Annotated in this window: 22 protein-coding genes and 1 riboswitch; all 22 genes read right to left on the reverse strand. The window is 30.9% G+C overall.

What is annotated here, in order from left to right; translation table 11 throughout:
* Positions 1 to 49 precede the first annotated feature (49 nt).
* On the reverse strand, positions 50 to 970 hold the full coding sequence (locus LPB302_RS06745) for a DUF58 domain-containing protein (protein WP_053974285.1): 921 nt from the start codon (positions 968 to 970) through the stop codon (positions 50 to 52).
* Positions 970 to 3528, reverse strand: coding sequence for a M1 family metallopeptidase (locus tag LPB302_RS06750; RefSeq protein WP_053974284.1), 2559 nt, complete (start codon positions 3526 to 3528; stop codon positions 970 to 972). Before LPB302_RS06750 ends, LPB302_RS06745 begins: the two co-directional genes overlap by 1 nt.
* Positions 3529 to 3607: 79 nt before the next feature.
* Positions 3608 to 3925, reverse strand: a complete 318-nt coding sequence (gene trxA / locus LPB302_RS06755; RefSeq protein WP_015480982.1) for a thioredoxin — start codon at positions 3923 to 3925, stop codon at positions 3608 to 3610.
* Positions 3926 to 4047: 122 nt separating this feature from the next.
* Positions 4048 to 5001 carry a methylenetetrahydrofolate reductase [NAD(P)H] gene (metF, locus tag LPB302_RS06760; protein ID WP_053974283.1) on the reverse strand — a complete coding sequence of 318 codons (954 nt, stop codon included), beginning with the start codon at positions 4999 to 5001 and terminating at the stop codon, positions 4048 to 4050.
* Positions 5002 to 5194: 193 nt separating this feature from the next.
* Positions 5195 to 7867, reverse strand: a complete 2673-nt coding sequence (gene metH / locus LPB302_RS06765; protein ID WP_053974282.1) for a methionine synthase — start codon at positions 7865 to 7867, stop codon at positions 5195 to 5197.
* Positions 7867 to 8871, reverse strand: a complete 1005-nt coding sequence (locus tag LPB302_RS06770; protein WP_053974281.1) for a homocysteine S-methyltransferase family protein — start codon at positions 8869 to 8871, stop codon at positions 7867 to 7869. The genes metH and LPB302_RS06770 overlap by 1 nt, the downstream gene beginning before the upstream one ends.
* A gap of 45 nt (positions 8872 to 8916) precedes the next feature.
* Positions 8917 to 9041: riboswitch (SAM riboswitch) on the reverse strand.
* A 62-nt stretch (positions 9042 to 9103) separates the two neighbouring features.
* Complete coding sequence (gene cysM, locus LPB302_RS06775) at positions 9104 to 9991, reverse strand: cysteine synthase CysM (protein WP_053974280.1); 888 nt, start codon at positions 9989 to 9991, stop codon at positions 9104 to 9106.
* Position 9992: 1 nt separating this feature from the next.
* Entirely contained in the window at positions 9993 to 10769 is a 777-nt protein-coding gene (epsC, locus tag LPB302_RS06780; protein WP_053974279.1) for a serine O-acetyltransferase EpsC, read from the reverse strand.
* 6 nt (positions 10770 to 10775) lie between these two features.
* Positions 10776 to 11105, reverse strand: a complete 330-nt coding sequence (locus LPB302_RS06785; RefSeq protein ID WP_053974278.1) for a 2Fe-2S iron-sulfur cluster-binding protein — start codon at positions 11103 to 11105, stop codon at positions 10776 to 10778.
* 56 nt (positions 11106 to 11161) lie between these two features.
* Positions 11162 to 12217: an NAD(P)/FAD-dependent oxidoreductase gene (locus tag LPB302_RS06790; protein WP_053974277.1), complete on the reverse strand. Its 1056-nt coding sequence runs from the start codon at positions 12215 to 12217 to the stop codon at positions 11162 to 11164.
* Positions 12218 to 12232: 15 nt separating this feature from the next.
* Complete coding sequence (locus LPB302_RS06795) at positions 12233 to 12808, reverse strand: precorrin-2 dehydrogenase/sirohydrochlorin ferrochelatase family protein (RefSeq protein WP_053974276.1); 576 nt, start codon at positions 12806 to 12808, stop codon at positions 12233 to 12235.
* A 9-nt stretch (positions 12809 to 12817) separates the two neighbouring features.
* The gene (gene cobA, locus LPB302_RS06800; protein ID WP_053974275.1) at positions 12818 to 13588 is read right to left on the reverse strand and encodes a uroporphyrinogen-III C-methyltransferase; all 771 of its coding nucleotides are present in this window, start codon (positions 13586 to 13588) and stop codon (positions 12818 to 12820) included.
* Positions 13589 to 13593: 5 nt separating this feature from the next.
* Positions 13594 to 15696, reverse strand: a complete 2103-nt coding sequence (locus tag LPB302_RS06805) for a ferredoxin-like domain-containing protein (RefSeq protein WP_053974274.1) — start codon at positions 15694 to 15696, stop codon at positions 13594 to 13596.
* A gap of 87 nt (positions 15697 to 15783) precedes the next feature.
* Positions 15784 to 17031 carry a sulfate adenylyltransferase subunit 1 gene (locus tag LPB302_RS06810; protein WP_053975323.1) on the reverse strand — a complete coding sequence of 416 codons (1248 nt, stop codon included), beginning with the start codon at positions 17029 to 17031 and terminating at the stop codon, positions 15784 to 15786.
* A gap of 25 nt (positions 17032 to 17056) precedes the next feature.
* Positions 17057 to 17962, reverse strand: coding sequence for a sulfate adenylyltransferase subunit CysD (cysD, locus tag LPB302_RS06815; RefSeq protein WP_176966458.1), 906 nt, complete (start codon positions 17960 to 17962; stop codon positions 17057 to 17059).
* A gap of 11 nt (positions 17963 to 17973) precedes the next feature.
* The gene (locus tag LPB302_RS06820; protein WP_053974272.1) at positions 17974 to 18588 is read right to left on the reverse strand and encodes a phosphoadenosine phosphosulfate reductase domain-containing protein; all 615 of its coding nucleotides are present in this window, start codon (positions 18586 to 18588) and stop codon (positions 17974 to 17976) included.
* A complete protein-coding gene (locus LPB302_RS06825) occupies positions 18588 to 18851 on the reverse strand; it encodes a DUF2061 domain-containing protein (RefSeq protein WP_053974271.1) in 264 nt (87 codons plus the stop codon). The genes LPB302_RS06820 and LPB302_RS06825 overlap by 1 nt, the downstream gene beginning before the upstream one ends.
* 208 nt (positions 18852 to 19059) lie before the next feature.
* Positions 19060 to 20292: an acyloxyacyl hydrolase gene (locus tag LPB302_RS06830; protein ID WP_143032670.1), complete on the reverse strand. Its 1233-nt coding sequence runs from the start codon at positions 20290 to 20292 to the stop codon at positions 19060 to 19062.
* Complete coding sequence (locus LPB302_RS06835; RefSeq protein ID WP_053974270.1) at positions 20293 to 20721, reverse strand: RrF2 family transcriptional regulator; 429 nt, start codon at positions 20719 to 20721, stop codon at positions 20293 to 20295. It abuts the gene before it with no gap.
* Positions 20722 to 20750: 29 nt separating this feature from the next.
* Complete coding sequence (locus LPB302_RS06840) at positions 20751 to 21962, reverse strand: polysaccharide lyase family 7 protein (RefSeq protein ID WP_053974269.1); 1212 nt, start codon at positions 21960 to 21962, stop codon at positions 20751 to 20753.
* Positions 21963 to 22080: 118 nt separating this feature from the next.
* Positions 22081 to 23253: a trans-sulfuration enzyme family protein gene (locus LPB302_RS06845; RefSeq protein ID WP_053974268.1), complete on the reverse strand. Its 1173-nt coding sequence runs from the start codon at positions 23251 to 23253 to the stop codon at positions 22081 to 22083.
* 48 nt (positions 23254 to 23301) lie between these two features.
* Positions 23302 to 26703, reverse strand: coding sequence for a bifunctional aspartate kinase/homoserine dehydrogenase I (gene thrA, locus LPB302_RS06850; protein WP_053974267.1), 3402 nt, complete (start codon positions 26701 to 26703; stop codon positions 23302 to 23304).
* Positions 26704 to 26733 lie beyond the last annotated feature (30 nt).

Below are 26733 nucleotides of genomic sequence, written 5' to 3' on the forward strand. Positions count from 1 at the left end.
GGTGCAAATATAACACACATTTTTATATTTGCAAACATAAATGGAAAAATTATTTAAAATTTTTTCTTTGTAATAAATATGCGGTTAATATTTCATTATACCCTTTTTGGATATCAACAGGAACATAATCAATTTTATATTGTAAACAATTGTTTTTTAATTCGTTAAAAAACAACTTACTTAACTCTTCATATTTTTCTTTAATATTTTCTGCAAAAACATTTATTTCTTGCCCTGTTTCCAAATCAACAAATTTTTTAGGTCTGTTATCAAAATTAAAATTAAACTCAGTTTTAGAATCATAAGTATGGAATAAAACCACCTCATGTTTGTTATATTTTAAATGTCTTAATGCTTCAAAAAGTTCTTCATTAGGTTTGTTCGTCTGAAACATATCTGTAAATAAGAAAATTAAAGACCTTCTGTGAATTTTCTCGGCAATTTCATGCAAATATTGGTAAGTTTCAGTCGCTTTATTTGATGGAGCTGAAATTAAAGCTTCTAATTGATAAAGTAACATGTTTCTATGTCTTTCACTTCCTTTTTCTGGAGCATAGTACTCATAGTTATCTGAGTAAATACTTAAACCAACTGCATCTCTTTGACGCTTTAGAATCTCCATTAAAGAAGCTGCTGCAATAGCAGAAAACCCAACTTTATTTAAATTGTCTATTGATTGTTTTTCTACAATTGGATAATGCATTGATGCTGAATTATCTATAATAATATGACAACGTAAATTAGTTTCCTCTTCGTATTTCTTGGTATAAAGTTTTTCTGTTTTTGCAAATAACTTCCAATCTATATGCCTCGTACTTTCTCCTTTGTTATACAATTTATGCTCCGAAAACTCTACTGAAAACCCATGAAAAGGACTTTTATGTAAACCAGTTATAAAACCTTCTACTACTTGTTTTGCAAGAAGATCTAAGTTTTTAATTTCCGATGATTTTACTTCAGATAACTTCATTACTTTTTAATGTTTTGAGCTCTGGTTAAATCATCTGTAGTTTGATGTAATTTCTTTAGTAAAATAGGGTTGTAATCTGGATTTTCATTTAAAAATTGTTGAAGTATTTCATAGGCTTCTTTAGAAGAATAATTTCCTATTGTTGAAGCTAACCATCCTTTAGGAAAAAATATATCTCCTGTTAACTGAACTTCTTCTAATTTATTTAAAATTTCTGGTAAAAACTCAATAGCATTATTTTGTCTTAAAGGGTGATGAAAATAGCTTAAACCACTTTGCACCCAAGACTCTTTTTCTCTATTCTCCTTTTCAAAAAGAGATTTCATAAATGAATTTCTAATAATTACATCTTTAGAAACTGCTGGCAATAACCATTTAAATCTTTCTAATTGATCTGGGTTAGAAATATTTAATTCTTGCTCTGCTATAATTTCTTTTGACTTTGTGTGTTCTAGAACAGCCAGCTGTAAAGCCAAAGAAGTTAAATTATTCTCATTAAGAAATAATTGATCAATCTTTAAATCGCCATTCCATATTTTATACAGTTTCTCTTTACCATCTTCGGAAACAACTGTAGATTGATATAAATTAAAAATTGTTTTCTTAATGTTTTTAGGCAAGTTTTGCTGTAGTAATTTCATTAAGTTATTTTCGGTGGTAACTTGAATTTCATCTTTTTGTGTTTCAGTTAAGAAAGTCCAATAAATATTCTGAATTCTTCCTGACAAATAATTTGTAATTAACTCATTTTTCTCAGATTTTAAAGCATCAAAAAACACCATAAAAATGTTTTTAGGAGTCACATTTCCCAATAGCATATTTTCATATAAATTTATGAATTGATATCCTCTAGAAACCTCATCTCTAATTAATTTATAGTTATCAATTTTATCTTTATAAATTGGAAAAACTCCATAACCAAATCCGTTTATATTATATAAAACCTGACCAGGTTTAAAATCTTTTGTGGCCTCTGTAATATCAAATGAAGAACCCATATTTTTTATGTTGATATTCCTTACAAATCCTCTAGCATCTTTTAATTGAATTTTAAAAGATTGTGTCCAAACTTTTTCTGAACCATCTTCTGCCTTTTGATGGATTATAAATTTGGTAACATTTCCTTTTTCGTTGGTTTCAATCTCTTCTGTAAAAATGGGTCTTCCAGAAGAGTTTACCCAAACTTCACTCCAATTTTTAATATTACCTGCCGATTTTTTATCTAAAATCTCTACCAGTTCCAACCAATCTGCATTTGAGTTTGCATACGTTTTTATGTATTCTTGAATACCTTTTTGAAATTGACTTTCACCCAATAAATATTCCAATTGACGCATCATAATAGGTGCTTTATTATAGATGATTCTTCCATATAACGAACCTGCATTTTTTAAATTATCTAATGGCTGACGAATTGGATTGGTGCCCTTAGTTCTATCTTCTGAATACGCACTTGGATAATGAGACATCATAAAACTAAGAGTATGATTGATTTCTGGATATACAGGATTTACAATTTTATCTGCCATAAAATTTGCAAACACTTCCTTCATCCAAACATCATTAAACCATTTCATGGTTACTAAATCTCCAAACCACATGTGTGATGTTTCATGTGCTATTAACTTTGCTCTCCTTAATTTTCTACTTTGAGTTGCATTTTTATCTAAAAACAATGAAGACTCTCTATATTGAATGGCACCTACATGTTCCATACCTCCATATTGAAAAGGTGGTATTGCAGCAAAATCCATTTTTTGAAAAGGGAATTTTACGCTAGTATAATTCTCTAAAAAATCTATTGAATTTTGATGAATTTTAAAGATTTCATTTACACTTTCATCTATTTTTTCTTGGTTATTTTCTCTGTATAAAAAGCGCATGTCAAAAGCACCAGGGTTTTTAGTAGTTTCAGAAAACTTACCTGCCACAAAAGAGAATAAATAACTACTCATTTTATCTGTAGTTGCAAAAGTGTGCTCTACAAAATCATCAATTTCAATAGCACTTTCTTCAAATCCACCAGCCATAACTTTCCAATCTTTTGGAGCTGTAATTCGTAAATTATACTTGGCTTTCAAATCTGGCTGATCAAAAGATGGAAATAAAGTACTTGCTCTGTCTGGAACTAAAAGTGTATATAAAAATTCATTATTTCTATTTAATGATGTTTCTCCTGCATCAAATAAAATTTCTACTTCATTTAAACCTAGAATCAATTTTGTTTTATCCAATATTAAGTGCTCTTTCTGATGATTAACGAAAACTTCCTCGCTATTTATTTTTACTGATTTCAATTTAGAAGTTGCTTCATTAAAATCTAAATAAACATCGTTTTCTAAATCTTTGACAGTAAAATTGATTGTAGATTTAGATGCAATTGATTTTGTTTTCTCAGCAGGAATTTTAAAGTGTAGGTTGTAAACAATATCAGAAATTTGCTGTTTTCTATACTTAGCTAAATCATATGATATACCTTCTTCTAGTTTAATTTCTTTATTAGAAGAAGTGCATGAAGCGATTAAAAATACAACTAAAAACAGGTTTAAAAATTTCATAGTATTTGTTTAGTTTCTAAAAATAAAAAAAGGTTTGACGTTAGCCAAACCTTTATGAGTTTATAAAATTGAATACCAACTATAAAGCTGCATCAATCTTATCTGTATATGTCTTTTTAGGTGCTACACCTACTTGCTTATCTACAACTTCACCATTTTTAAATACTAAAACTGTTGGTATATTTCTTACTCCATATTTAGCTGCAAATTCTTGATTTGCATCTACATCTACTTTACCAACTACTGCTTTACCATCATATTCTGCATGAATTTCATCAACTATTGGTCCTACCATTCTACATGGCCCACACCAAGCTGCCCAAAAATCTACTAATACTGGTTTATCTGATTGTAAAACTACTTCATCAAAAGTAGCGTCTGTTATTTCTAATGCCATTTTATCTGTTTTTTGATTGTACTTTCATTATTAAAGTACAAAAGTAAACATTTATTTTAGGTTCGTTAACTCAAAAAAATTACTTTTTACTATCAATCTATCAATTGAAACTATACAGTACTTTAAAATAATTCTTTTGCAATAGCCTGAATATTATCACTTTTACCCATAGAATAATAATGTAGAACAGGAACACCAGCTGCTAATAATTCTTTTGATTGTTGAATCGCAAACTCAATTCCAACCTGTCTAACCTCTTTATTTGTTTTACAAGCATCAACCTCTTTAATTAAATTTTCGGGTATGTCTATTCTAAAAACCTGAGGTAATAGTTGTAAGTGTTTTTTAACTGCAATAGGCTTAATACCTGGTATAATAGGAATTGTTATTCCTATATTTTTGGCAGCTTCTACAAACTCGAAATACTTTTTATTGTCGAAAAACATTTGGGTTACTACATAATCTGCACCTGCATCAACTTTTTCTTTTAACCTTTTTAAATCTGTTTGTAAAGAGGGTGCTTCTAGATGTTTTTCAGGATAACCTGCTACACCAATACAAAAATCAGCACAATTATCTGATTCTATAACATCGTGCAAATATTTACCTTTATTTAAATTCTGAATTTGAGACACCAATTCTTTTGCATATTGATGACCTCCTTTTGAAGCTTCGAAATACTTTTGATGACTCATGGCATCACCTCTTAAAGCCATTACATTATCTATACCTAAATAATGACAATCTACCAGTAAATATTCTGTTTCTTCTTTTGTAAAACCACCACATAAAACGTGGGGAACAGTATCTACATCATATTTATGTTTAATAGCAGCACAAATACCTACAGTTCCAGGTCTCATTCTAGTAACTTTTCTGTCTAGTAAACCTTCTTTTTCTACATAAACATACTCTTCTCTAGAAGTTGTTACGTCTATAAAAGGTGGTTTAAACTCCATTAATGGATCTATATTCGCATATAAATCTTCGATACTTTTTCCCTTTTTAGGAGGAATAATTTCGAACGAGAATAACGTTTTCTCATTCGCTTTTTTAATATGTTCTGTTATCTTCATTTCCTGAAAGTATTCAGTAATCTAGAAGAAATAAGCTATAAATAATGCAGTTACAGTTAACATTAAAAGTTGTAGAATAAATTTTAATTCTACGTGATATTTTTTCATTTTAATAATTTTCTGCAAAAATCTTACTTCTTCTATTTATGTTTGTTAGTTTTAAAAAAAATAATTGTTAATTAATTGTATTGTTTTACTCAGCTAGATTAGGGTGTAACCATTTTCTTGCTTTTGCTTTAGTAATGCCTTTTCTATTTGCGTAATCTGTGAGTTGATCGTCTGTAATTTTACCTAAACCAAAGTACTTAGCTTCTTTATTTGCAAAATAGTAACCAGAAACTGCAGCTGCTGGCCACATTGCTTTGCTTTCGGTTAATTGTACTCCGATTTTATTTTCTACATCTAGCAAACTCCAAATGGTATCTTTTTCTAAATGATCTGGACAAGCAGGATAACCAGGAGCAGGTCTAATTCCTTTATAATTTTCTTTAATTAATTCATCATTAGACAAGGTTTCATCTGATGCATAACCCCAATGTTTAGTTCTAATTTGCTTGTGTAAATATTCTGCAAAAGCCTCAGCAAATCGATCTGCAATAGCTTGTGCCATAATTGCATTATAATCATCTTCTTGGACTTTGTAACTTTCTGCTAATTCTTGAGCTCCGAAAATACCCACACAAAAAGCACCCATATAATCTGTTTTCTTTGATTCTTCTGGAGCTACAAAATCTGATAATGCAATATTTGGAATACCTTCTCTCTTCTTTAATTGCTGACGTAAAGTTCTAAAAACAGCTACTTCAATTCCTTTTTTCTTGATAGAAATATCATCTTCATTAATGGTATTTGCCTCAAACAAACCAAAAACAGCTTTTGGTTTTAGCAATTGTTTTGCGATGATTTCCTTAATCATTTCTTGAGCTTCATTGTATAAAACACTGGCTTGTTCTCCCACTATTTTATCCGATAAAATATCTGGGAATTTACCATGTAAATCCCAACTTCTAAAAAACGGACTCCAATCTATAAATGGCACTAATTCTTTTAAACTTAATTGCTCTAAAGTTTGAATACCTAATTCTTTTGGTTTTACTATTTCTGTAGAGTTCCAATCAATTTTGTACTTACGTTTACGTGCTTCATTAATAGAAATATATGATTTTTCTTTACCTCGTTTTAAAAACTTAGTTCTGAATTCATCATAATCTTTCTTCAATTTAGCCACATATGTATTAGATGTTTTCTTGTTTAACAAATCACCAACTACAGTTACTGCTCTAGATGCATCATTTACATGAACAACTGCATTTTTGTATTGTGTATCAATTTTAACAGCTGTATGTGCTTTGGATGTTGTTGCCCCACCAATCAAAAGTGGTAAATCTAAATTTTGACGTTCCATTTCTTTGGCTAAATACACCATTTCATCTAAAGAAGGTGTAATTAAACCACTTAAACCAATAGCATCTACATTTTCTCTTTTTGCAGTTTCAATTATTTTTTCTGGAGGAACCATCACACCTAAATCTACAATTTCGTAGTTATTACAACCTAAGACTACAGACACAATATTTTTACCAATATCATGTACATCTCCTTTTACAGTTGCCATTAATATTTTACCCAAAGCTTGTTGCTCTTCACCTTTTTCTGCTTCTATAAAAGGATTTAAATAACCAACAGCTTTTTTCATGACTCTTGCAGATTTTACTACTTGGGGTAAGAACATTTTTCCTGCTCCAAATAAATCTCCAACTACATTCATACCAATCATCAAATGGCCTTCTATTACTTCTATTGGTTTTGTAGCTTCTTGTCTTGCTTGCTCTACATCTTCAATAATAAAAGCATCAATGCCTTTTACTAAAGCATGGGTAATTCTCTCTTGTAATGGATTTTCTCTCCAAGATAAATCTACCGTTTTTTCTTTACTAGTTCCTTTTACAGTTTCTGCAAAATCTAATAAACGTTCTGTTGCATCATCTCTTCTATCTAAGATTACATCTTCTATATGTTCTAATAAATCCTTTGGAATATCATCATATACCTCTAACATTGCAGGGTTTACAATACCCATGTTCATACCTGCTTGAATTGCATAGTACAAAAATACAGAGTGCATTGCCTCACGAACTGTATTATTTCCTCTAAAAGAAAATGATACGTTGCTCACACCTCCACTGACAGAAACATTTTCTAAATTTTGACGAACCCATCTTGTAGCTTCTATAAAATCTATAGCATTCTTTCTATGCTCATCCATACCTGTTGCAACAGGAAATATGTTTAAATCGAATATGATATCTTCTGATGGAAAGTTTACTTTATTTACTAAAATATCATAAGAACGTTTTGCAATTTCTATTCTTCGTTCGTAATTATCTGCTTGCCCAACTTCATCAAAAGCCATTACAATTACAGCTGCTCCATAACGTTTTATTTGAGTTGCTTCCCAAATAAATTTCTCTTCACCTTCTTTTAAAGAAATTGAATTTACTACACACTTACCTTGTACTACTTGCAAACCAGCCTCTATGATTTCCCATTTAGAGCTATCTATCATCATTGGCACTCTGCAAATATCTGGCTCAGCAGCAATTAAATTTAAGAATCTAACCATGGCTTCTTTACCATCAATTAAACCATCATCCATATTAATATCGACGATTTGTGCTCCTCCATCTACTTGATGACGAGCTATATCTAAAGCTTCATCAAACTTTTCTTCTTTAATTAAACGCAAAAACTTACGAGAACCTGCAACATTAGTGCGTTCTCCAACATTTATAAAATTGCTGTTTTCGTTTAAAATCAGAGGTTCTAACCCTGATAAGCGCATGTATTTTGTCTGTTTCACTTTCATTAATCTACCAGTTCTAAAACTTTACGCGGTTTGTATTTGGCAGCAATATTTGCGATAACTCGTATGTGTTCTGGAGATGTACCACAACAGCCGCCAATAATATTTATTAAATTTTTCTTTAAATATTCTTCTATTTGTTCTCCCATTTCTTCTGGAGTTTCATCATATTCTCCAAATGCATTTGGCAAACCAGCATTCGGGTGTGCAGAAATTGCAAAATCAGTTTTACTGGCAATAGCTTCTAAATGAGGTTGCAATAAATTGGCTCCTAAAGCACAATTGAACCCTATAGATAAAAGTGGAATATGAGAAACAGAAATTAAAAACGCTTCAGCAGTTTGCCCTGATAAAGTTCTACCAGAAGCATCTGTTATTGTACCACTTAACATAACAGGAATTGCTATTTTTCTTTCCTCTTTGACTTGCTCAATAGCAAATAATGCTGCTTTTGCATTTAATGTATCAAATACAGTTTCTACTAATAAAATATCTGCACCACCATCTAATAATGCTTCTACCTGCTGTTTATAGGCAATTCTTAATTCATCAAAAGTTACAGCTCTGTAACCAGGATCATTTACATCTGGAGACATACTTGCAGTTCTGTTTGTTGGCCCAATAGAACCTGCTACAAAACGTGGCTTATGTGGTTCTTTTGCTGTAAATTCTTCTGCAACTTCCTTAGCTATTTTGGCTGATTGGTAATTTAGCTCGTAAACTAAATCTTCCATCTGATAATCAGCCATAGCAATTGTAGTACCTGAAAAAGTATTGGTTTCTATGATATCTGCACCTGCCTCAAAATATTTACCATGAATTGTCTTTATGGCTTCTGGCTGAGTTAAGGAAAGTAAATCATTATTGCCTTGAAGTGGAGTTGGATAGTCTTTAAAGCGTTCTCCTCTAAAATCCTCTTCTGTAAATTTATAGGCTTGTAGCATGGTACCCATTGCACCATCTAAAACTAAAATTCTTTCTTGTAAAGCTTTGTAAATATTTGACATATCTATTTATTATATAATATGTCATCAGGAAAAGTGTAATTTTCTCTGTTATCTGTCAATAGCTACTTGATAAAATATCGAAATAGATTGTAGAATGTAGCACCTTTCTCATTTCTGAGAGGTTGCCAAAGCTTCACTGGGTCTAATCCCTCTGCCTTTCGTGATAACGTATTAATAAGTTTATGAACTAATTTCGAAACAAAGTAACGAACTTTTTTCTATTTTTTATAGTTTATTCGTAAATATCTGAAGATAAGTACCTATCTCCTCTATCACAAATTATGGCAACTACAACTCCTTTATCTATTGAATTAGCAATTTTAATAGCAGTTGCTACAGAGCCTCCACTACTCATACCAGAAAATATACCTTCTTCTCTTGCTAAACGAATAGTCATCGCTTTTGCCTCTTCTTCACTTACTTCTAAAACTTGATCTATTTTTTTAGCATTAAAAATAGCTGGCAAGTATTCTTTTTTCCACTTTCTAATTCCAGGAATTCTTGCTCCATCTTTTGGTTGTGCTCCTATTATGGTTATTTCATCATTTTTTTCTTTTAAAAAGTCTGAAACACCAGTAATTGTACCTGTTGTACCCATTGCAGAAACAAAATGAGTTACTTTACCTTCTGTATCTCTCCAAATTTCTGGACCTGTGGTTTTATAGTGTGCTTTTGGATTATCGAAATTATCAAACTGATTTAATCTAAAATAACCCTTTTTATATTTTAAGCTTAATGCATGGTCTATAGCACCTTCCATACCTTTATCTGCAGGTGTTAAAATAACCTCTGCACCATAAGCTCTCATTGTTTTTACTCTTTCTATGGTAGAGTTTTCTGGCATGGTAATTACCATATTTACACCCAAAACTTTTGCCATTAATGCTAATGCAATACCAGTATTACCACTTGTAGCCTCAACTAAAGTATCTCCTTTTTTTATATTTTTTCTTTTAATTGCTTCAGAAATCATATAATAAGCTGCTCTATCTTTAACACTTCCTCCTGGGTTATTACCTTCTAATTTTAATAGTAGTGTTACTCCTTCTTTTTTAAAAATATTTTGCGCTTCTACCAAAGGTGTATTTCCTACAAAATCTATGATACTTTTTGTCTGCATTTTAAATTCTTTTTTGAAAAATATTGTTTTCTTTCTGTACAGTAACTACTGAGTTTATTGGTATCGATTCTGTAACACAAACATTTGCACCAATCACAGAATTTGCGCCTATAACTACATCTCCTCCTAGAATTGTTGCATTTGCATAAATAACAACATTATCTTCTATAGTTGGATGTCTTTTCGTAAACGCCAAACTCTTTTTTACTTGAATTCCACCCAAAGTAACTCCCTGAAAAATCTGCACGTTATTTTTAATAACAGTGGTTTCACCAATTACAATACCAGTAGCATGATCTATAAAAAACGACTCCCCAATTTCTGCTCCTGGATGAATATCTGTACCAGTTGTACTATGAGCAAATTCACTCATCATTCTAGGTAAAATTGGAATTTCTAATTGTAATAATTTATGACTTAATCTGTAGACTGCAATTGCATAAAATCCTGGGTATGCTAAATAAACTTCTTCTAAACTCTTTGCAGCAGGATCATTTCTATTAGCTGCTTCTGCATCTAAGTCTAACTTTTTTCTAATTGAAACAAATGAACTTTGAAAATTACTCCATAATTCTTCTCCATTTTCTACAGACAATCTTTCAAGTATTAATAAAAACTTTCTCTTAGTATCAGAACCATTTTCTGAAAGATGATTTTCATCAAATAAATCGTTTATCAATTGTTTTGTAAAAACTTCAACTGCATCTCTTAAACACATATTGTAATTTTTAAAAACAGTTGATTTTGTATTATCTATTATTTGGTCTGTATGTTTCATAAAGGATTAACTTTCTGGTGCTAATTCTACCTCTAAACCATTTAATTCTGGTGTAATTTGAATTTGACAACCTAACCTGCTATTATCTTCCACATAAAAAGCTTCAGCTAGCATTGCATCTTCATCATCTGTCATTTCTGGCAATTGATGATCTGACTTTACATAACATTGGCATGATGCACACATAGCCATTCCTCCACAAATACCAATAGTACCTTCTTCTGCCAATTCATAAGAACGAACTACCTCCATTAAATTCATAGACATGTCTGTTGGTGCAACAATATCATGTGTTTTACCCTCTCTGTCCGTAATTTTTATATTGATGTCTTGCATCTTTTTGTCAATTATTGATATTGTCTACAAATTTACGCAAACCTAACAACAAACTATTATTGAATTGCCTTTATTACTGCTTTTGGTGCTTCTTTCTTTGTACCATCAAAACCTTCTACACCACCAACAGTAGTATATTTCATTACGTATTTTTTATCTGGATAAATTCTTTTATAAGCACTTTGACACATTAATGTTGCTTCATGAAAACCACATAAAATCAGTTTTAATTTACCTGGATATGTGTTTACATCTCCAATTGCGTAAATTCCTGGAATGTTAGTTTGATAATCTAAAGCGTTATTTACTTTAATTGCATTTTTTTCAATTTCTAAGCCCCAATTTGCAATAGGCCCTAATTTTGGTGATAATCCAAAAAGCGGAATAAAATGATCTGCATCAATAATAAAACCATCTTCACCTTTCTTTTCTACAACTACACCTGTTACTTTATCATCGCCTAAAATACCTTTTACTTCTGCTGGAGTTACGATATTTATCTTCCCTAAATTTTTTAATTCTTGCGCTTTTTCTACAGAATCTAAAGCACCTCTAAATTCATTTCTTCTGTGAATTAAAGTTACTTCTGATGCCACATCAGATAAAAAAATTGCCCAGTCTAAAGCAGAATCTCCTCCACCAGAAATTACCACCTTTTTATTTCTATATAATTCTGGCTCCTTAATAATATACTCAACACCTTTATCTTCAAAATTTGCTAGGTTTTCAATTAATGGCTTTCTTGGCTCAAAAGACCCTAAACCACCAGCAATAGCAACAACTTTTGCATGATGTTTTGTACCTTTATTTGTAGTTACAATAAAGGTTCCATCTTCTAACTTATCGATTGTTTCTGCTCTTTCTCCCAAGGTAAATCCAGGCTCAAATTGTTTGGTTTGCTCTAACAGTTTTGTTGTTAAATCGCCTGCTAAAATCTCTGGATAAGCAGGAATATCATAAATAGGTTTCTTAGGATAAATTTCTGAACATTGACCTCCAGGTTGTGGTAAAGCATCAATTAAATGACATTTTAGTTTTAATAAACCTGCTTCAAAAATTGTGAATAAACCTGTTGGTCCTGCTCCAATTATTAATATATCTGTTGTAATCATCTTTCTTAATCTTATTTATTTTTCAACCAAACTTTTTGTGAATTCGTTTAGCTTTTCTACTTTTTCTTCAAAGTCTCCTTTGATGGTTTTTCTATATTTATTTAAATTTTTTACCAAATCATCTATATTTTCTGGAATTACTTCCTCAAAAAACTGACGTAATCTTTTGGCTGTTGTTGGCGATTTTCCATTGGTAGAAATAGCCACTTTTACATTTCCTTTAGTTACGATTCCACCCATATAAAAATCACAATATGGAGGATTATCTGCAACATTAACCAACTTTGCTTCTGCCCTGCAATCTTTCCAAACTTGAACATTTACTTCAGGAACATCTGTTGTTGCAACCACTATATGTCTGCCTTGTAAATATTTTTTTTGATAAATATCATTCACTAAAGTAACACAGCCTTTTTTAGCTAATTTAATTGTGCCCTCTCTAAACATTGGTGAAACCATTAAAACTTTTGCATCTGGACTTGACTTTAACAGGAATGTTAATTTTTCTTCTGCTACAAAACCACCACCAACAATTAAAACGTTTAAGTTTTTAGTTTTTAAAAAAACAGGATATAGATTATTTCTTTCCATTTCTAAAACCTAAACAGCTATAGCCTTTGTATTTTCTTGTTGCACACTTTGTAAAATTGCTCTGTGATTTACAACATCACCTAAAACAATAATTGCAGGATTACTTAACTCTTGCTCTTTAACCACATTTAAAATAGTATTAACTGTACCAATACCCACTTTTTCTCTAGAAGTTGTACCTTCTTGAATGATAGCTACAGGTAAATCTTGTTTTCCTTCTTTTTGAAATAAAGCAACTATTTGAGGTAGTTTACTCATGCCCATTAAAACCACAACTGTTGCATTCGATTTTGCTGCTAGTTGTACATCACCAGAAATTTTATGTTCTTTTGTAGTACCAGTAATTACCCAGAAACTTTCTGCACTTCCTCTTTTTGTTAATGGAATATTTTGATAAGCAGGTACTGCTAAAGACGAAGAAATACCTGGAACAACAGCAACTTCTATTTGATGACTTGCAGCGAATTCCATTTCTTCTGCACCTCTTCCAAAAATAAAAGGATCACCACCTTTTAAACGAACTACATGTCCATGAGAATTTGCTCTTGCAACAATTAAATCGTTGATTTGTTCTTGTTGATATTTATAGCAACCACGTCTTTTACCCACAAAAATCAATTCTGCCTTTTTATTTACATACTCTAATAATTCTTTATTAACTAAAGCATCATACAAAACAACATCTGCAGATTTTAAGGCCTTAATTGCTTTTAGGGTAATTAAATCTACATCTCCAGGTCCTGCTCCAACAACAGTTAATTTTGGTCTTCTTAATCTCATGCTTTCTAATTATTAACTACTGCTTTGGCTACAGACTCTTCTCTAAAAATTCTAACTTTTTCTAAAAATACCTCAGCATCTTTAATATATTTCTTGGCAAATTCTTCTTTAGGAGCATATTTATTTATCTGATAAATTAAATCAGAAAATGAACCTTGTAGATTGATTTTGTAAGAAGTGATATAAAACTCATCAAACTGCTTAATAATGTTTGCTTGTGAATTTGTTTTAATATTTTCTGCCAATAACATTGCTTTAGCTGAATTTACTAAAGAACTATATGCATGATAAATAGCACTTGAATACACAGAATTTACAAATGATTCTTTGGCTTTATCAATCTTTTCTTCGCTTTCTAAAAACAGTGTAGCAATTAAATCTATAACAACTCCTGCACATTCTCCAATTCCTATTTCTTTTTTATAAACCTCATTATTTCCCCAGTCTATAAAATCTTCTTGTGTTAAATTGCTAGTGTCTTGTAAGTCATTCAAAAAATTATAAAAATACTTTTCACCCTTTTCTTTGTAATAGTCTACAAACTGCAAGCCATTTGCATTTGCTTCAAAATCATCTAAAATTCTACGCATTGCTTCTGGTCCTCTTCTACTTGGTACTTTAACTACTTTATCTGCAAAAACACCTTGACCATTTCCTAAATTTCCACCACCTAAAAGTACTTGTAATGCAGGCGCAACTAATTTTTCTGGAGTTCTAACAGACATCCCTTGAAAACCAATATTAGCCATATTGTGTTGTCCACATGCATTCATACAACCACTTATCTTTATTACTAAATCTTCGTTTTCTAAATATTGAGGATATTCTTTTGCAATAACTTTTTCTAACTCTTCTGCAATTCCTGTACTACTTGCAATTCCTAAATTACAGGTATCTGTACCTGGACAAGCTGTTATATCTACAGCCTTATTGTAACCTGCTTCTACAAAATCTAATTTCTTTAATTCTTGATAAAAGAAAGGTACCAAGTCTGTTTTTACAAATGGAATTAAAATATTCTGACGTAAAGACAATCTAATTTCGCTTGCTGCATATTTATCTACCAAATCTGCTAACAACCTGGCTTTGTCTGTATAAAAATCTCCCAATAAAACTTTGATTCCGATTGCAACAAAACCTTGTTGTTTCTGTGGAATTACATTTGTAGATTTCCATAAATCAAAAGCCTTTTGGTCTTTAATTTCAACTTTTGGAGCATTAACAGTAACAGGTTTTGAAACCTCATAAGCATCAGCATCTATCTTTACAGATTTAAATTCAATTGCTTTTTGTTCTTTTAAAATTAATTCTCTAAAAGCATCTAAACCTATATCCTTTAATAAGAATTTCATTCTAGCTTTGGCTCTACTTTTACGTTCACCATATCTATCAAAAATTCTTAAAACACCCTCCATTAAAGGAATTATTTTATCGCTAGCAACAAATTCATACAATAAATCTGCATGCCTTGGTTGAGATCCTAAACCTCCACCAATCATTACTTTAAAACCACGAATTCCGTTTTCGATTTTAGCGATAAAACCTAAATCGTGCATGTAAGATAAACCTGTATCTTCATCAGAAGCAGAAAATGAAACCTTGAATTTACGACCCATCTCTTGACAAATTGGGTTTCTTAAAAAGAATCGAAAAAGTGCATCTGCATAAGGTGAAACATCAAAAGGTTCATTAACATCAATCCCTGCAGTTTCTGATGCTGTTACATTTCTAACTGTATTACCACATGCTTCTCTTAGAGTTACATTATCTCTTTCTAATTCTGCCCATAATTGTGGTGTTCTATTCAAATCTACATAATGAATTTGAATGTCTTGACGTGTTGTAATATGTAATCTACCTCTAGAATATTCATCTGAAACATCTGCAATTCTCTTTAGTTGATGACTTTTAACTTTACCATAAGGTAATTTTATACGAATCATCTGAACTCCTTGCTGACGCTGACCATACACACCCCTTGCTAAACGTAAACTTCTAAATTTTTCTTCATCAATTTGTAGATTATTGAATGCTGCAATTTTATCTGCTAACTCAATAATATCTTTTTCTACAACTGGATTTTCTATTTCTGTTCTAAAACTTTGCATGGCACTTTTGTTTAAATTATAAGAGCATAAAGTTGAAAAGCTACTCTAATCAACTTTACATCTCTTAAACTTCTTCTTTTTGTTTTCTTATTTTATGAAACCAACACCTACTGTGTTGTTTGTTTTTGGATTGATTAAAATAAATGATCCATTAGATTTATTCTTTTTGTAACTGTCTACCAATAAAGGTTTACTCAGCTTTAGTTGTATATCTCCAATCTGATTTAATTCTAATGCTTCAGGATTTTCTTCTATACCAGAAAAATCGGTTTTAATAATGCTAGACAAGTTGGTTACTTTGGCTTGCCCATCATTTACACCATGTTTGATATAATATTTTTGAGAAATTTGCAATAGGTCTTTATCCATCCAACAGATGGTAGCATCTAATTGCTTGGTAATTGTGGGCTCTTCTGCAACTTTAACTAACATATCTCCTCTGCTAACATTTACATTATCTTCTAACGTAATTGTTACAGCACTTCCGCTTTTTGCTTTGGCATATTCTTTATCAAAAAAGTGAATGCTCTTTATTTTAGATTTTATTTTTGATGGTAAAACAGCAACCTCTTCACCTATTTCTAAATCACCACCATAAACTTTACCTGCATATCCTCTAAAATCATGAAATTCGTTTGTTTTTGGTCTGATTACAGTTTGTACAGGAAAACGTGTTTGAGATTCATCATTAATATCTTTAGTATCTAAATTTTCTAAATGATGCATTAAGGTTTGGCCTTTATACCAACTCATATTTTCTGATGGTTCAACTACATTATCACCTTTTAGAGCAGATAAAGGAATAAAGGTTAAATTCTGACCTTTATATTCGCTTTTACTAGCTAGGTATTCAATTTCTCCCTTAATAGTGTTGTATTTCTCTTCAGAATAATCAACCAAATCCATTTTATTAATGGCAATTACAACATCTTTAATTCTTAATAAATTATTGATAAAAAAATGTCTGTAGGTTTGTTCTACAACTCCATTTCTAGCATCAATTAAAACAATAGAAGCTTGAGCTGTAGAAGCACCTGTAACCATATTTCTGGTATATTCTATATGACCTGGAGTATCTGCAATAATAAAACTTTTGCTTGGTGTAGAAAAGTAAATATGAGCAACATCAATTGTAATACCTTGTTCACGTTCTGCAACCAAACCATCTGTAGCCAAAGAAAAATCTAAATAATCGAATCCTCTTTGTTTACTTTTTTCTTCTATAGCCTCTAACTTATCATCTGTAAGAGATTTTGTATCGTATAAAATTCTACCAATTAAGGTACTTTTACCATCATCTACACTACCTGCTGTTGCTATTTTTAATACTTTCATTTTGTTTTCTCTTTTGGTAAATTGATTAAAAGTAACCTTGTTGTTTTCTTTTTTCCATTGCAGCTTCAGAACGTTTATCATCTATTCTTGCTCCTCTTTCAGAAATGGAGGAATCTCTAATTTCTTCAACCACTTTTGTAATGTCTATAGCTTCTGACAAAACTGCTGCTGTACAGCTCATGTCTCCCACAGTTCTAAACCTTACCATTCTTTCAACCACTTTTTCTTCTTCATCTCTGTAGACTACTTCATCTGCAGCAGACCAAATCATACCATCTCTTACAAATGTTTTACGTTTATGTGCAAAATAGATAGAAGGTATTTCTATTTCTTCTTGTTTGATGTAAGACCAAACATCCAATTCTGTCCAGTTAGAAATTGGAAAAACACGTACATTTTGGCCTAAATCAATTCGTCCATTTAGCATATCAAAAACCTCTGGACGTTGATTTTTTTCATCCCATTGACCAAAATCGTCTCTAACAGAAAAGATTCTTTCTTTAGCTCTAGCTTTTTCTTCATCTCTTCTTGCACCACCAATACAAGCATCAAAACCAAATTCTTCAATAGCATCGAGTAAGGTTTCTGTCTGCAACATATTTCTACTTGCATATCTACCAGATTCTTCTTTTACCCTTCCAGAATCGATATTATCTTGTACGTTTCTTACAATTAGTTCTACACCTAATTCTTTTGCTAATCGATCTCTAAATTCTATAGTTTCTGGAAAGTTATGACCAGTATCAATATGTAATAATGGAAAAGGTATTTTTGCTGGGTAAAATGCTTTTTGCGCTAAACGTACTAATGTGATACTGTCTTTACCTCCAGAAAAAAGCAGCACAGGTTTTTCGAATTGCGCTTGTACTTCTCTAAATATATATATGGCTTCACTTTCTAAAGCATCTACTTGTATTGTGTTTTGATTCATAATCATATCTTTTATATATGTAAACCACATTCTCTGTTACTTTCTACTTTTGTTGGATCGAAATATGTGAATTCATTTGGTAAATTCTTTTCTTTCAAATACGCATCTAATTGTTCATCTGACCAATGGTAAAAAGGACTCACTTTTAAAATTCCGTCTTTGCTTATAGAAACAATATCTATACTATTTCTAAATGCAGTTTGCCCTTTTCTAAGGTTTGTAAACCAAAAATCTGGTTGATGTTCTTTCATTGCTCTAGCAAAAGGCTCTAACTTTACTTGCTCTGTAAAAAGTGCATGTTTTGCATCATCTATTGATGGCACTCCTAAAACTACATTTCTATGTGCAACAGTTTGTTTTGGTGTATATAATTGAATGTTTAAATTCAGTTTTTGAATAATTTCTTCTGCGTGTTTATAAGTTTGTACTGTATTATAACCAGTGTCACACCAAATTACTTTTATGTTCTTATCAACTTCTGTGACCGCATTTAAAATAGCTACTTCATAAGGTCTAAAGTTGGTAGTAATTAAAGCATTCTTAGCTAATGAAATAGCCCAAGAAATTATTTCTGATGGACTTTTATCTTGTAATTCTTTATTAATTTTATCTAAATCTAGGTTCATTATTTTCCCCATTTTATTTTATTCCAAATTCTTTCATGAAAAAAATAGAGCAATAGTTTTGTTATAAAATCTATAGAGGCAATAGAGGTTGCTAAAGCAATTTCTCCAGTAAGCACGTAAGAAACAATAAGCGTATCTAAAGTACCAACAACTCTCCAACTCAAAGCTTTTATTACACTCCTTAAAGGTTTTTCTGATGATTGAGCATCTTTAAAACTTTTACTTTCTGATTTTTTATGAAGTAAAACTTGGTCTAAAATCATTTCTAATATTGTCTATTTTTATTACCCTACTTATTTAGTAGAGTATGCAAACATACATCAATTATATTCAAATAATAAGACTATAATATTATTTTTTACATAAACCCCATAGATTTAGTAGATTAATAAATTTTAATTGAATTATTTAAAGATATTATACCTTAAAATCTATTTGTTTAAGAAAAGCGTTTAAAAAATTAAGAATGGATTAGAAAGTCTTTCCTAAAGTAAATTGAATAGGTACTGCAACACCAGCATTTCTTGTAAAAATGTTTCCATTTGAGTAATGCATAATTCTTAGCTCGAAATTATATTCTCTTTCTTTACCAAAGAAAACTCCAAATCCCATAGTGTCTTGATAGGTGATTTTAGGGCCAGTTTCAAAACCATCAATATCGCTTTTTGAAATAAAAGCAGGGCCAATTATGGAGTAATTTGTATAAAAATCGTAATTTTTATTTCGATATAAATAAAAACGTAATACAGGAAAAATAGAAAAGGCAAACACATCAGATTTACCTGCTTGCGATTGAAAATAGGTTGCACTTACACCCCAATCTAAAGAAAAAATCTTTTCTGACCTATAAATTAATCGTTGATAGGTTAAAGAAAAAGCGTGTTCGGCTTTTACATCACCCAACCAAAAAACAGGTATTCCAAAACTTTCAAAATTACCCACTTTTACATTCATTGAGAAAAACTCATTCATACCAAAACCTAAAGCTCCTGTTCCATAACTAACTTGAAAAATATTTTTTGGAAAGAAATAATCATTTTTAGCATATTGTTCTGCAGTACTGTCATCTACTTGCTGTAAATGATATTCAAAGCCTAAAGAGGCTTGTGATATAGATGGCTGATTGTACTTGTCTGACTTTGGCATAAAGGTTCCATTTGCAGACAATCGCCATTTTTCTGACAACCAATATTGTAATCCAAATCCATATAAAAAATTTGCAAAATGAGCATCTTCATAAATTACTTGATCGTTTATAGAAAAACCAATTCTTGTAACATTTGCAATACCTGCTTCTGCATAAACAGACATTCTATCAGTAAGATTAAAATCTTTTTTTAAAGATAAACTCCAAGCGTTAATCCAAACACTTCTATCATAACCAATATTATTTACATTATCATACTTAAACCAAGAAGCTGGTCTTATAACTCCAAATTGTGCAGACAAATCATCTGTAATTTTATGACCCAAAAGCATTCTACCAGAAAATCTATTTTTACTAAAAGTTTCAGTTTGAAAACCATCAATTAGATTATCGTTTGAAAAAGGGTAAAAAATGGCTCCAAAATTTATACTATAATAAGAATTTGATAAAAATTCTGTGAACTTAGTTTTGCTTTTGTTATCATCTTGAGCGTAACTTTCATTTCCAAAAAACAGGACAAAACCAACTAAAATAAGACTAAGATTTTTAGTGTTCATCTATTCTTGATTAGATGAGTGAGATGTTAAATCTGCCAAGGTTGTATTTCTGAAAATTTGTAGTGTATTATCTCTAACTTGAATCATAAGTTTATGCACAGCACACGCATTTTCATCTGGGCAATCATCGCACTTTTCATAGAAATTTAAACTTACACAAGGCACCATAGAAATTGGCCCTTCTAATATTCGATAAATCGAAGTCATTAAAATTTCGTTAGGCTCTTTTAGCAAATAATAACCTCCACCTTTTCCTTTTTTGGAACCTAACAAGCCGTTTTTACGAAGTGTGAGTAAAATACTTTCTAAAAATTTTAAAGAAATATTTTCACTTTTAGATATTGTAGCTATTGCAACAGGCATTTTCTCCTCTTGTTTCGCTAAATAAGTAAGCGCTTTAATTCCGTATTTTGTTTTTTTAGAAAGCATGAATCTAAAGTAAACAAATTCTAGCTAACCTAGTTTGTTGTATGCGATTTTTCTAAAGCGTAAAAAGTAGCTTGTACATAATCATCTGAGCTTCCAGAATTATTACCTTGATACAAACCTGCCTTAAAATATTGATATTGTCCACTTTGATCAAAACCACTGTTAGTCATATCTACAACCTCAACTACATCTGGTTTACCTTCTCTAGAAATGGTAACTGTAAGTGTATTATTTACGGTTTTAATTTGATAAGAAAATTTTTCATCTAAGGCTATTCCATCAGAAGGATTAGTAGCAGAATTACTTCTAGAACCAATCATATCATACCATTGTTCACCACCAAAACCATCTCTAGGTTCATGAGCAAAATATATAGACCCTAGAGAATTATTAGGTAATTTTCTGTAATATAATCTTATTGGTTCATCATCATTGGCATGAATTTGTCCAATAATAACTCTACCAACTTGACCAGATGAACCTGTAGTTGTTACATAATTTACAGCTAAGGTTGCATTCATTTCTCCATCAAAACCTGCAGCTGCTGTTTTATCTGAAGCTGGAGATGAACCAAAAACCCAGTTATTTTTATTTACACCTTGAGTAGGTATACTCGTGTCAGTGCCTCTTAACATTTCTCTAAGTTCTACTCTTGTGTAGCTTGTATTTGCAGAAGTTTTAAAACCATCTACAGGACATTTAAAAACCAAACCACCATCTGAACCTGTATAAAAGTAGTTGTTATCTTCATAACCCCCATTGATTTCACTCACTGAAATAGTTTTAGAAAAACCACTTCCATTATTTTCTGGTGTATTTAACTTCCAAGTTGATAAATCAAAATTTTGTGCAGGCGACTTATTAGGATCTAAAACACCTCCATTATCTACTTTAGCCTCTTGAGTTACAGTAAGATTTCTTGTATAACTGCCTCCAATAACGGTTATTGTTCCAGTTCGCTCTTCGAAATTTGGGTTGCTAGCCACTGTAACATTTATAGCTCCATTATCTGTTCCGAATCTTGGTGAAAGTGTAATCCAATCTACATTTAACTCTGTATACCAATATAAATTTGAGGTTACTGTAACTGACTGAGATTCTTGATCTGCAGAAAAAACATTTAGCGTTGATAAAGCCAACTGCTCTTCTATAATTACTTCATCTTCTGGTTCTGATGAACCACAAGATAGTAGCATAAAAAACACAATACTTAACAAACTTAATTTGAATACAAACTTCATAGAAATAGCGCTAAATTTAATTTTTTATAAAAGTACAAAATTGGTTAACCAATTTTAATAATTTAATCTTAAAATTTAATGAATTGCAATTAGCACTAATTTACAATGCAAATAAATTTTAGTTGCTTAAAGCTTGATTTAAATCTTCTATAATATCTGCCACATTTTCTAAACCAACAGAAACACGTACCAAACCGTTTGTAATACCAACTTCTAATCTGTCTTCTTCTGATAAACGACCATGAGTTGTAGATGATGGATGTGTAACAATGGTTCTTGTATCACCTAAATTTGCTGATAAAGAACACATTTTAATTTTATCTAAGAATTTTCTACCAGCTTCTATTCCGCCTTTAATTTCGAAAGCAACAATGTTACCTCCTAATTTCATTTGTTGCTGAGCAACTTTATACTGAGGATGTGATTTTAGAAATGGATATTTTACCAACTCAACATTTTGGTTTTCTTCTAAAAACTCAGCTACTTTTAAAGCATTTTCGCAATGTTTTTCTACTCTAATAGCTAAAGTTTCTAAACTTTTTGATAAAACCCAAGCATTAAAAGGAGACATAGCTGGCCCTGTATTTCTGGCAAATAAATAAATTTCACGAATCAAATCTTCTTTACCTACTGTAACTCCACCTAACACTCTTCCTTGTCCATCCATTAATTTTGTAGCTGAATGAATCACCAAATCTGCTCCAAATTTTATGGGTTGTTGAATGTAGGGTGTTGCAAAGCAATTATCAACAATATAAATTAGATTATGTTTCTTAGCTAGTTTGCCAATTAGTGCTAAATCTAAAATATCAACAGCAGGATTTGTAGGAGTTTCTATATAAAGAATCTTTGTATTTTCTTTAATTAGGCTTTCTACCAAACCAACCTCATCAACCTTAAAATAAGAAGTTTCAATATTCCATTTTGGTAAATATTTGGTAAACATACTGTGTGTTGAACCAAAAACCGATCTGCAAGAAACAATATGATCTCCTGCATTTAACAAGGCTGCAAACGATGAAAAGATTGCAGACATTCCTGTTGCAAAGCCGTAACCACTTTCTGCACCTTCCATAGCAACCACTTTATTTACAAACTCACTAGTATTTGGGTTTGTAAATCTGCTGTATAAATTACGTTGTTTTTCTTCTGCAAATGAGGCTCTCATTTCTTCTGCATCATCAAAAACAAAACTAGATGTTAAATATAGAGGAGTAGAATGCTCAGAAAACTGACTTCTTTCAGTTTGGTTTCTTATTGCTTCTGTTTCGAAATGTATTTTCTTAGCCATTTATTATTTTTTTAAAATTCTGATAGAAGTTCAGAATGACTTAATGTGTTAATTATTATGTTTTGCCAATCTTAAAATATCACCAAAAACACCTCTTGCAGTTACACTTGCTCCTGCTCCTGCTCCCTGAATTACAATGGGTTGTTCTCCATAAGATTCTGTGTAAATTTCAAAAATTGCATCAGAACCTTTTAATGAACCTAAAGGAGTATTTGTTGGTGTAGAAACTAGTTTTACTTCTAAGTTACCTTTTTCTTTAGATAGATCTCCACTTAACTCACCTATGTATCTGAGCACATGATTTTCTTCTTGTTGTTCTTTAATAGTTTGATATTCTTCGTTCAATAAATCAAGCTTGCTTAAAAAATCTTCAGGAGAACCTTCTCTTAAATTTTCTGGTATTAAATTTTTGATGTTTACCTCATCAAACTCGTTTTCTAAATCTAATTCTCTTGCTAAAATCAATAATTTTCTAGCTACATCATTTCCACCTAAATCTTCTCTTGGATCTGGTTCTGTAAAACCTTTATCTATAGCTTCTTGTAAAACTTCAGAAAAAGGAACATTGTTTGCAGAAAAATTATTGAATAAATAACTTAAACTTCCTGAGAAAACTCCTCTAATTTTGGTGATATTCTCTCCAGATTCATGTAATAAACGAATGGTATCTATTAAAGGTAAACCTGCACCAACATTGGTTTCGTATAAATATTGTTTTTTGTATTCTTTTAACTTTGCTCTTACTTCTTTATAAAAATCAAAAGACAAGGTATTTGCAATTTTATTGCACGAAACTAAATCGAAACCAGCTTCAATTAACGAAATATAATTACCAACAAAGTTTATACTTGCTGTATTATCTACAGCAATTAAATTTTCTAAGTGATGCTTTTTTGCAAAGGCAATAATATCATCTACAGATGCATTTTCATCACCATTTTCTAATAAATTTTGTTTCCAATTTTTAGTAGCTCCATTTTTATTTAAGAGCACTTTTTTAGAATTTGCAACTGCAAAAACATTCAATTGAATTTTACGTCTTTCTAATACAGATTGTGTGTTTTCTATTATTTGATCTATTAATGTTCCACCAACCAAACCTTTACCAAAAACAGCAATATTTATCTTTTTGGTTACTCCAAAAACTTGACCATGAATTACGTTAACAGCTTTATATAATTGCTCTTTTTTAACAACCAAACTCACATTTTTACCAGAAACTGTGTTGTTAAATAAAAGTGGAACAATTTGATTTTTTATTAACGCATTATATGGATGATGAAATTCGCTTAAATCTTGTCCAATAATAGAAATAACTGCAACATCATTATTTACTGAAACTTGATTAACATCTTGGGCATAAAGGTCATTTTCGAACTCTTTCTCTAAAGCTTCAACAGCTTGTTTTGCTTTATCTGAATCGATAATTAAACCTATACCTCTTTCAGAAGAACCTTGTGCAATAATGCTTACATTGATGTCTCTATCACTTAAGGTTTTAAAAATTCTAGCATCAATACCAACTTTACCAAGTAAACCTCTACCTTCAAAATTTATTAAAGAAACATTATCTATTGTTGAAATTGATTTGATTCCTTTTGTTGAAGATTCAGAAGTGATTAATGTACCTTGATCTTCTTTATTAAACGTATTTAAAATACGTAAGTTGATGTTTTTCTCCAATAAAGGAATGATAGTTTTTGCATGCAAAATATTCGCTCCAAAATTGGCCAATTCATTTGCCTCAGAAAATGATAACTGTGCTATTTTTTTAGCATCAGCAACAATATCTGGATTTGCTGTAAAAATTCCATTTACATGTGTGTAATTTTGTAATTCATCTGCATCTAAAAAGTTGGCCAATAATGCTGCTGTGTAATTACTTCCATTTCTACCTAAAGTAGTTGTTTCTCCTTTTTTGTTTGATGAAATAAAACCAGTTACAATATTAATTGCGTCTTTGTTCTCTTTGAAAAATTGAAGCACCTTTTCTTTAGATTCTGATTGAATTGGTTGCGCATTTCCAAAGTTTTCATCAGTAATTATAAGAGATCTAGCATCAACAGGATTAACGGATAAACCCTCTTTCTCCAATAAACTTGCTACTAATTTTACAGATAGCAACTCTCCTTGTGCTAAAACCTCGTCTTTTATTTTTTGGCTAAAATCACCCAATAAAGAAACCCCTTCAAAAATGGTTTCTAGTTTTGTAAACTGCTCATTTAAATCAACTGAATTACTAGGTTCTTGTTGATATTCTTTAAACTTTTTAAATTCAGTTTTATAATCTTTTTTAGTAGCTGCCAAATCTAAAATGGTTTCCAAGTCATTAGTAGAATTTCCTCTTGCAGATAGAACTACTGTAAATTTTTCTCCATTTTTATCTTTATCAACAATAATATCTATAGCATTCTGTAAACCTTTTTCGTTTGCTAAAGATTTACCTCCAAACTTTATAACTTTCATCTTCTTTTCTCTGTAATCTTTATTAAAAATAGGCTCAATTATTTTTTCTAATTGATTGTATTCTATTAAAAACGCATCATGGCCATGCACTGAATTAATTTCATTATAGGTCACATTCGCTTTTGTTAATGCCAATTTTTTATGAGTTTCTCTGTTTTCTTCGGCTGTAAAAAACAAATCAGAATCCACACCAATAATGTGAATATTGGCATCTATTTGATCTAAAATAGCAATGTCTTTTTTGCCACCAACAGTAACATCAATCGTTTTTAACAATTGATTCATTAATTTATACGAAGACAATTGATAACGTTCTTGCAACTTTTTTCCATGATGCAACAACCAACTTTCTACATTAAAAATAGCTGAATCTTCATTTTTAGATCTGTGAAAACGTTCTTTAAAAGATTCTGGTGTTCTATAACACAACATTGCATGCATTCTTGCATCATGCACAGGATTACTAGAGTTTACCAAAAATTGCTCTTGAATTTGACAATTTGCAATTAACCAATCTGTAGATTTCCAATCTGTGGCAATTGGCAGAAAATGTTGAGTTAGTTGGTTGTTTAAAACAACCATTTCCCAAGCAATACCTCCACCTAAAGAACCACCAATTAGAGCAAATAGTTGTTTAATTTTTAATATTGACAATCCTTCTAAAAAAAGTTTTGCAACATCTCTTGCAATAAAATCTTTGTAATTATCTATCAAAAACTCATCAAAACCATTACCTGGAATGTTAAAAGAAAGCACAGTATAAGCATCTATATTAATGGCTTTTTCTTTACCCACAATATCTTGCCACCAACCATTTTTACCTGCAACTTCACTATTGCCTGTTAATGCATGGTTGATTAAAACCACAGGAGCTGTGCCCAATTCTTTCCCAAAAACTTGATAACTCAAATTTAATTCAGAAATTAATACACCTGCTTCTGTGGTAAAATCTTTTATTTTAATATGTTTTAATGGATGTTTCAAATTTGCTACAACTAATACCTAGAAAGTTTT

It is taken from the genome of Polaribacter dokdonensis (assembly GCF_024362345.1).
GTDB classification, from domain to species: domain Bacteria; phylum Bacteroidota; class Bacteroidia; order Flavobacteriales; family Flavobacteriaceae; genus Polaribacter; species Polaribacter dokdonensis.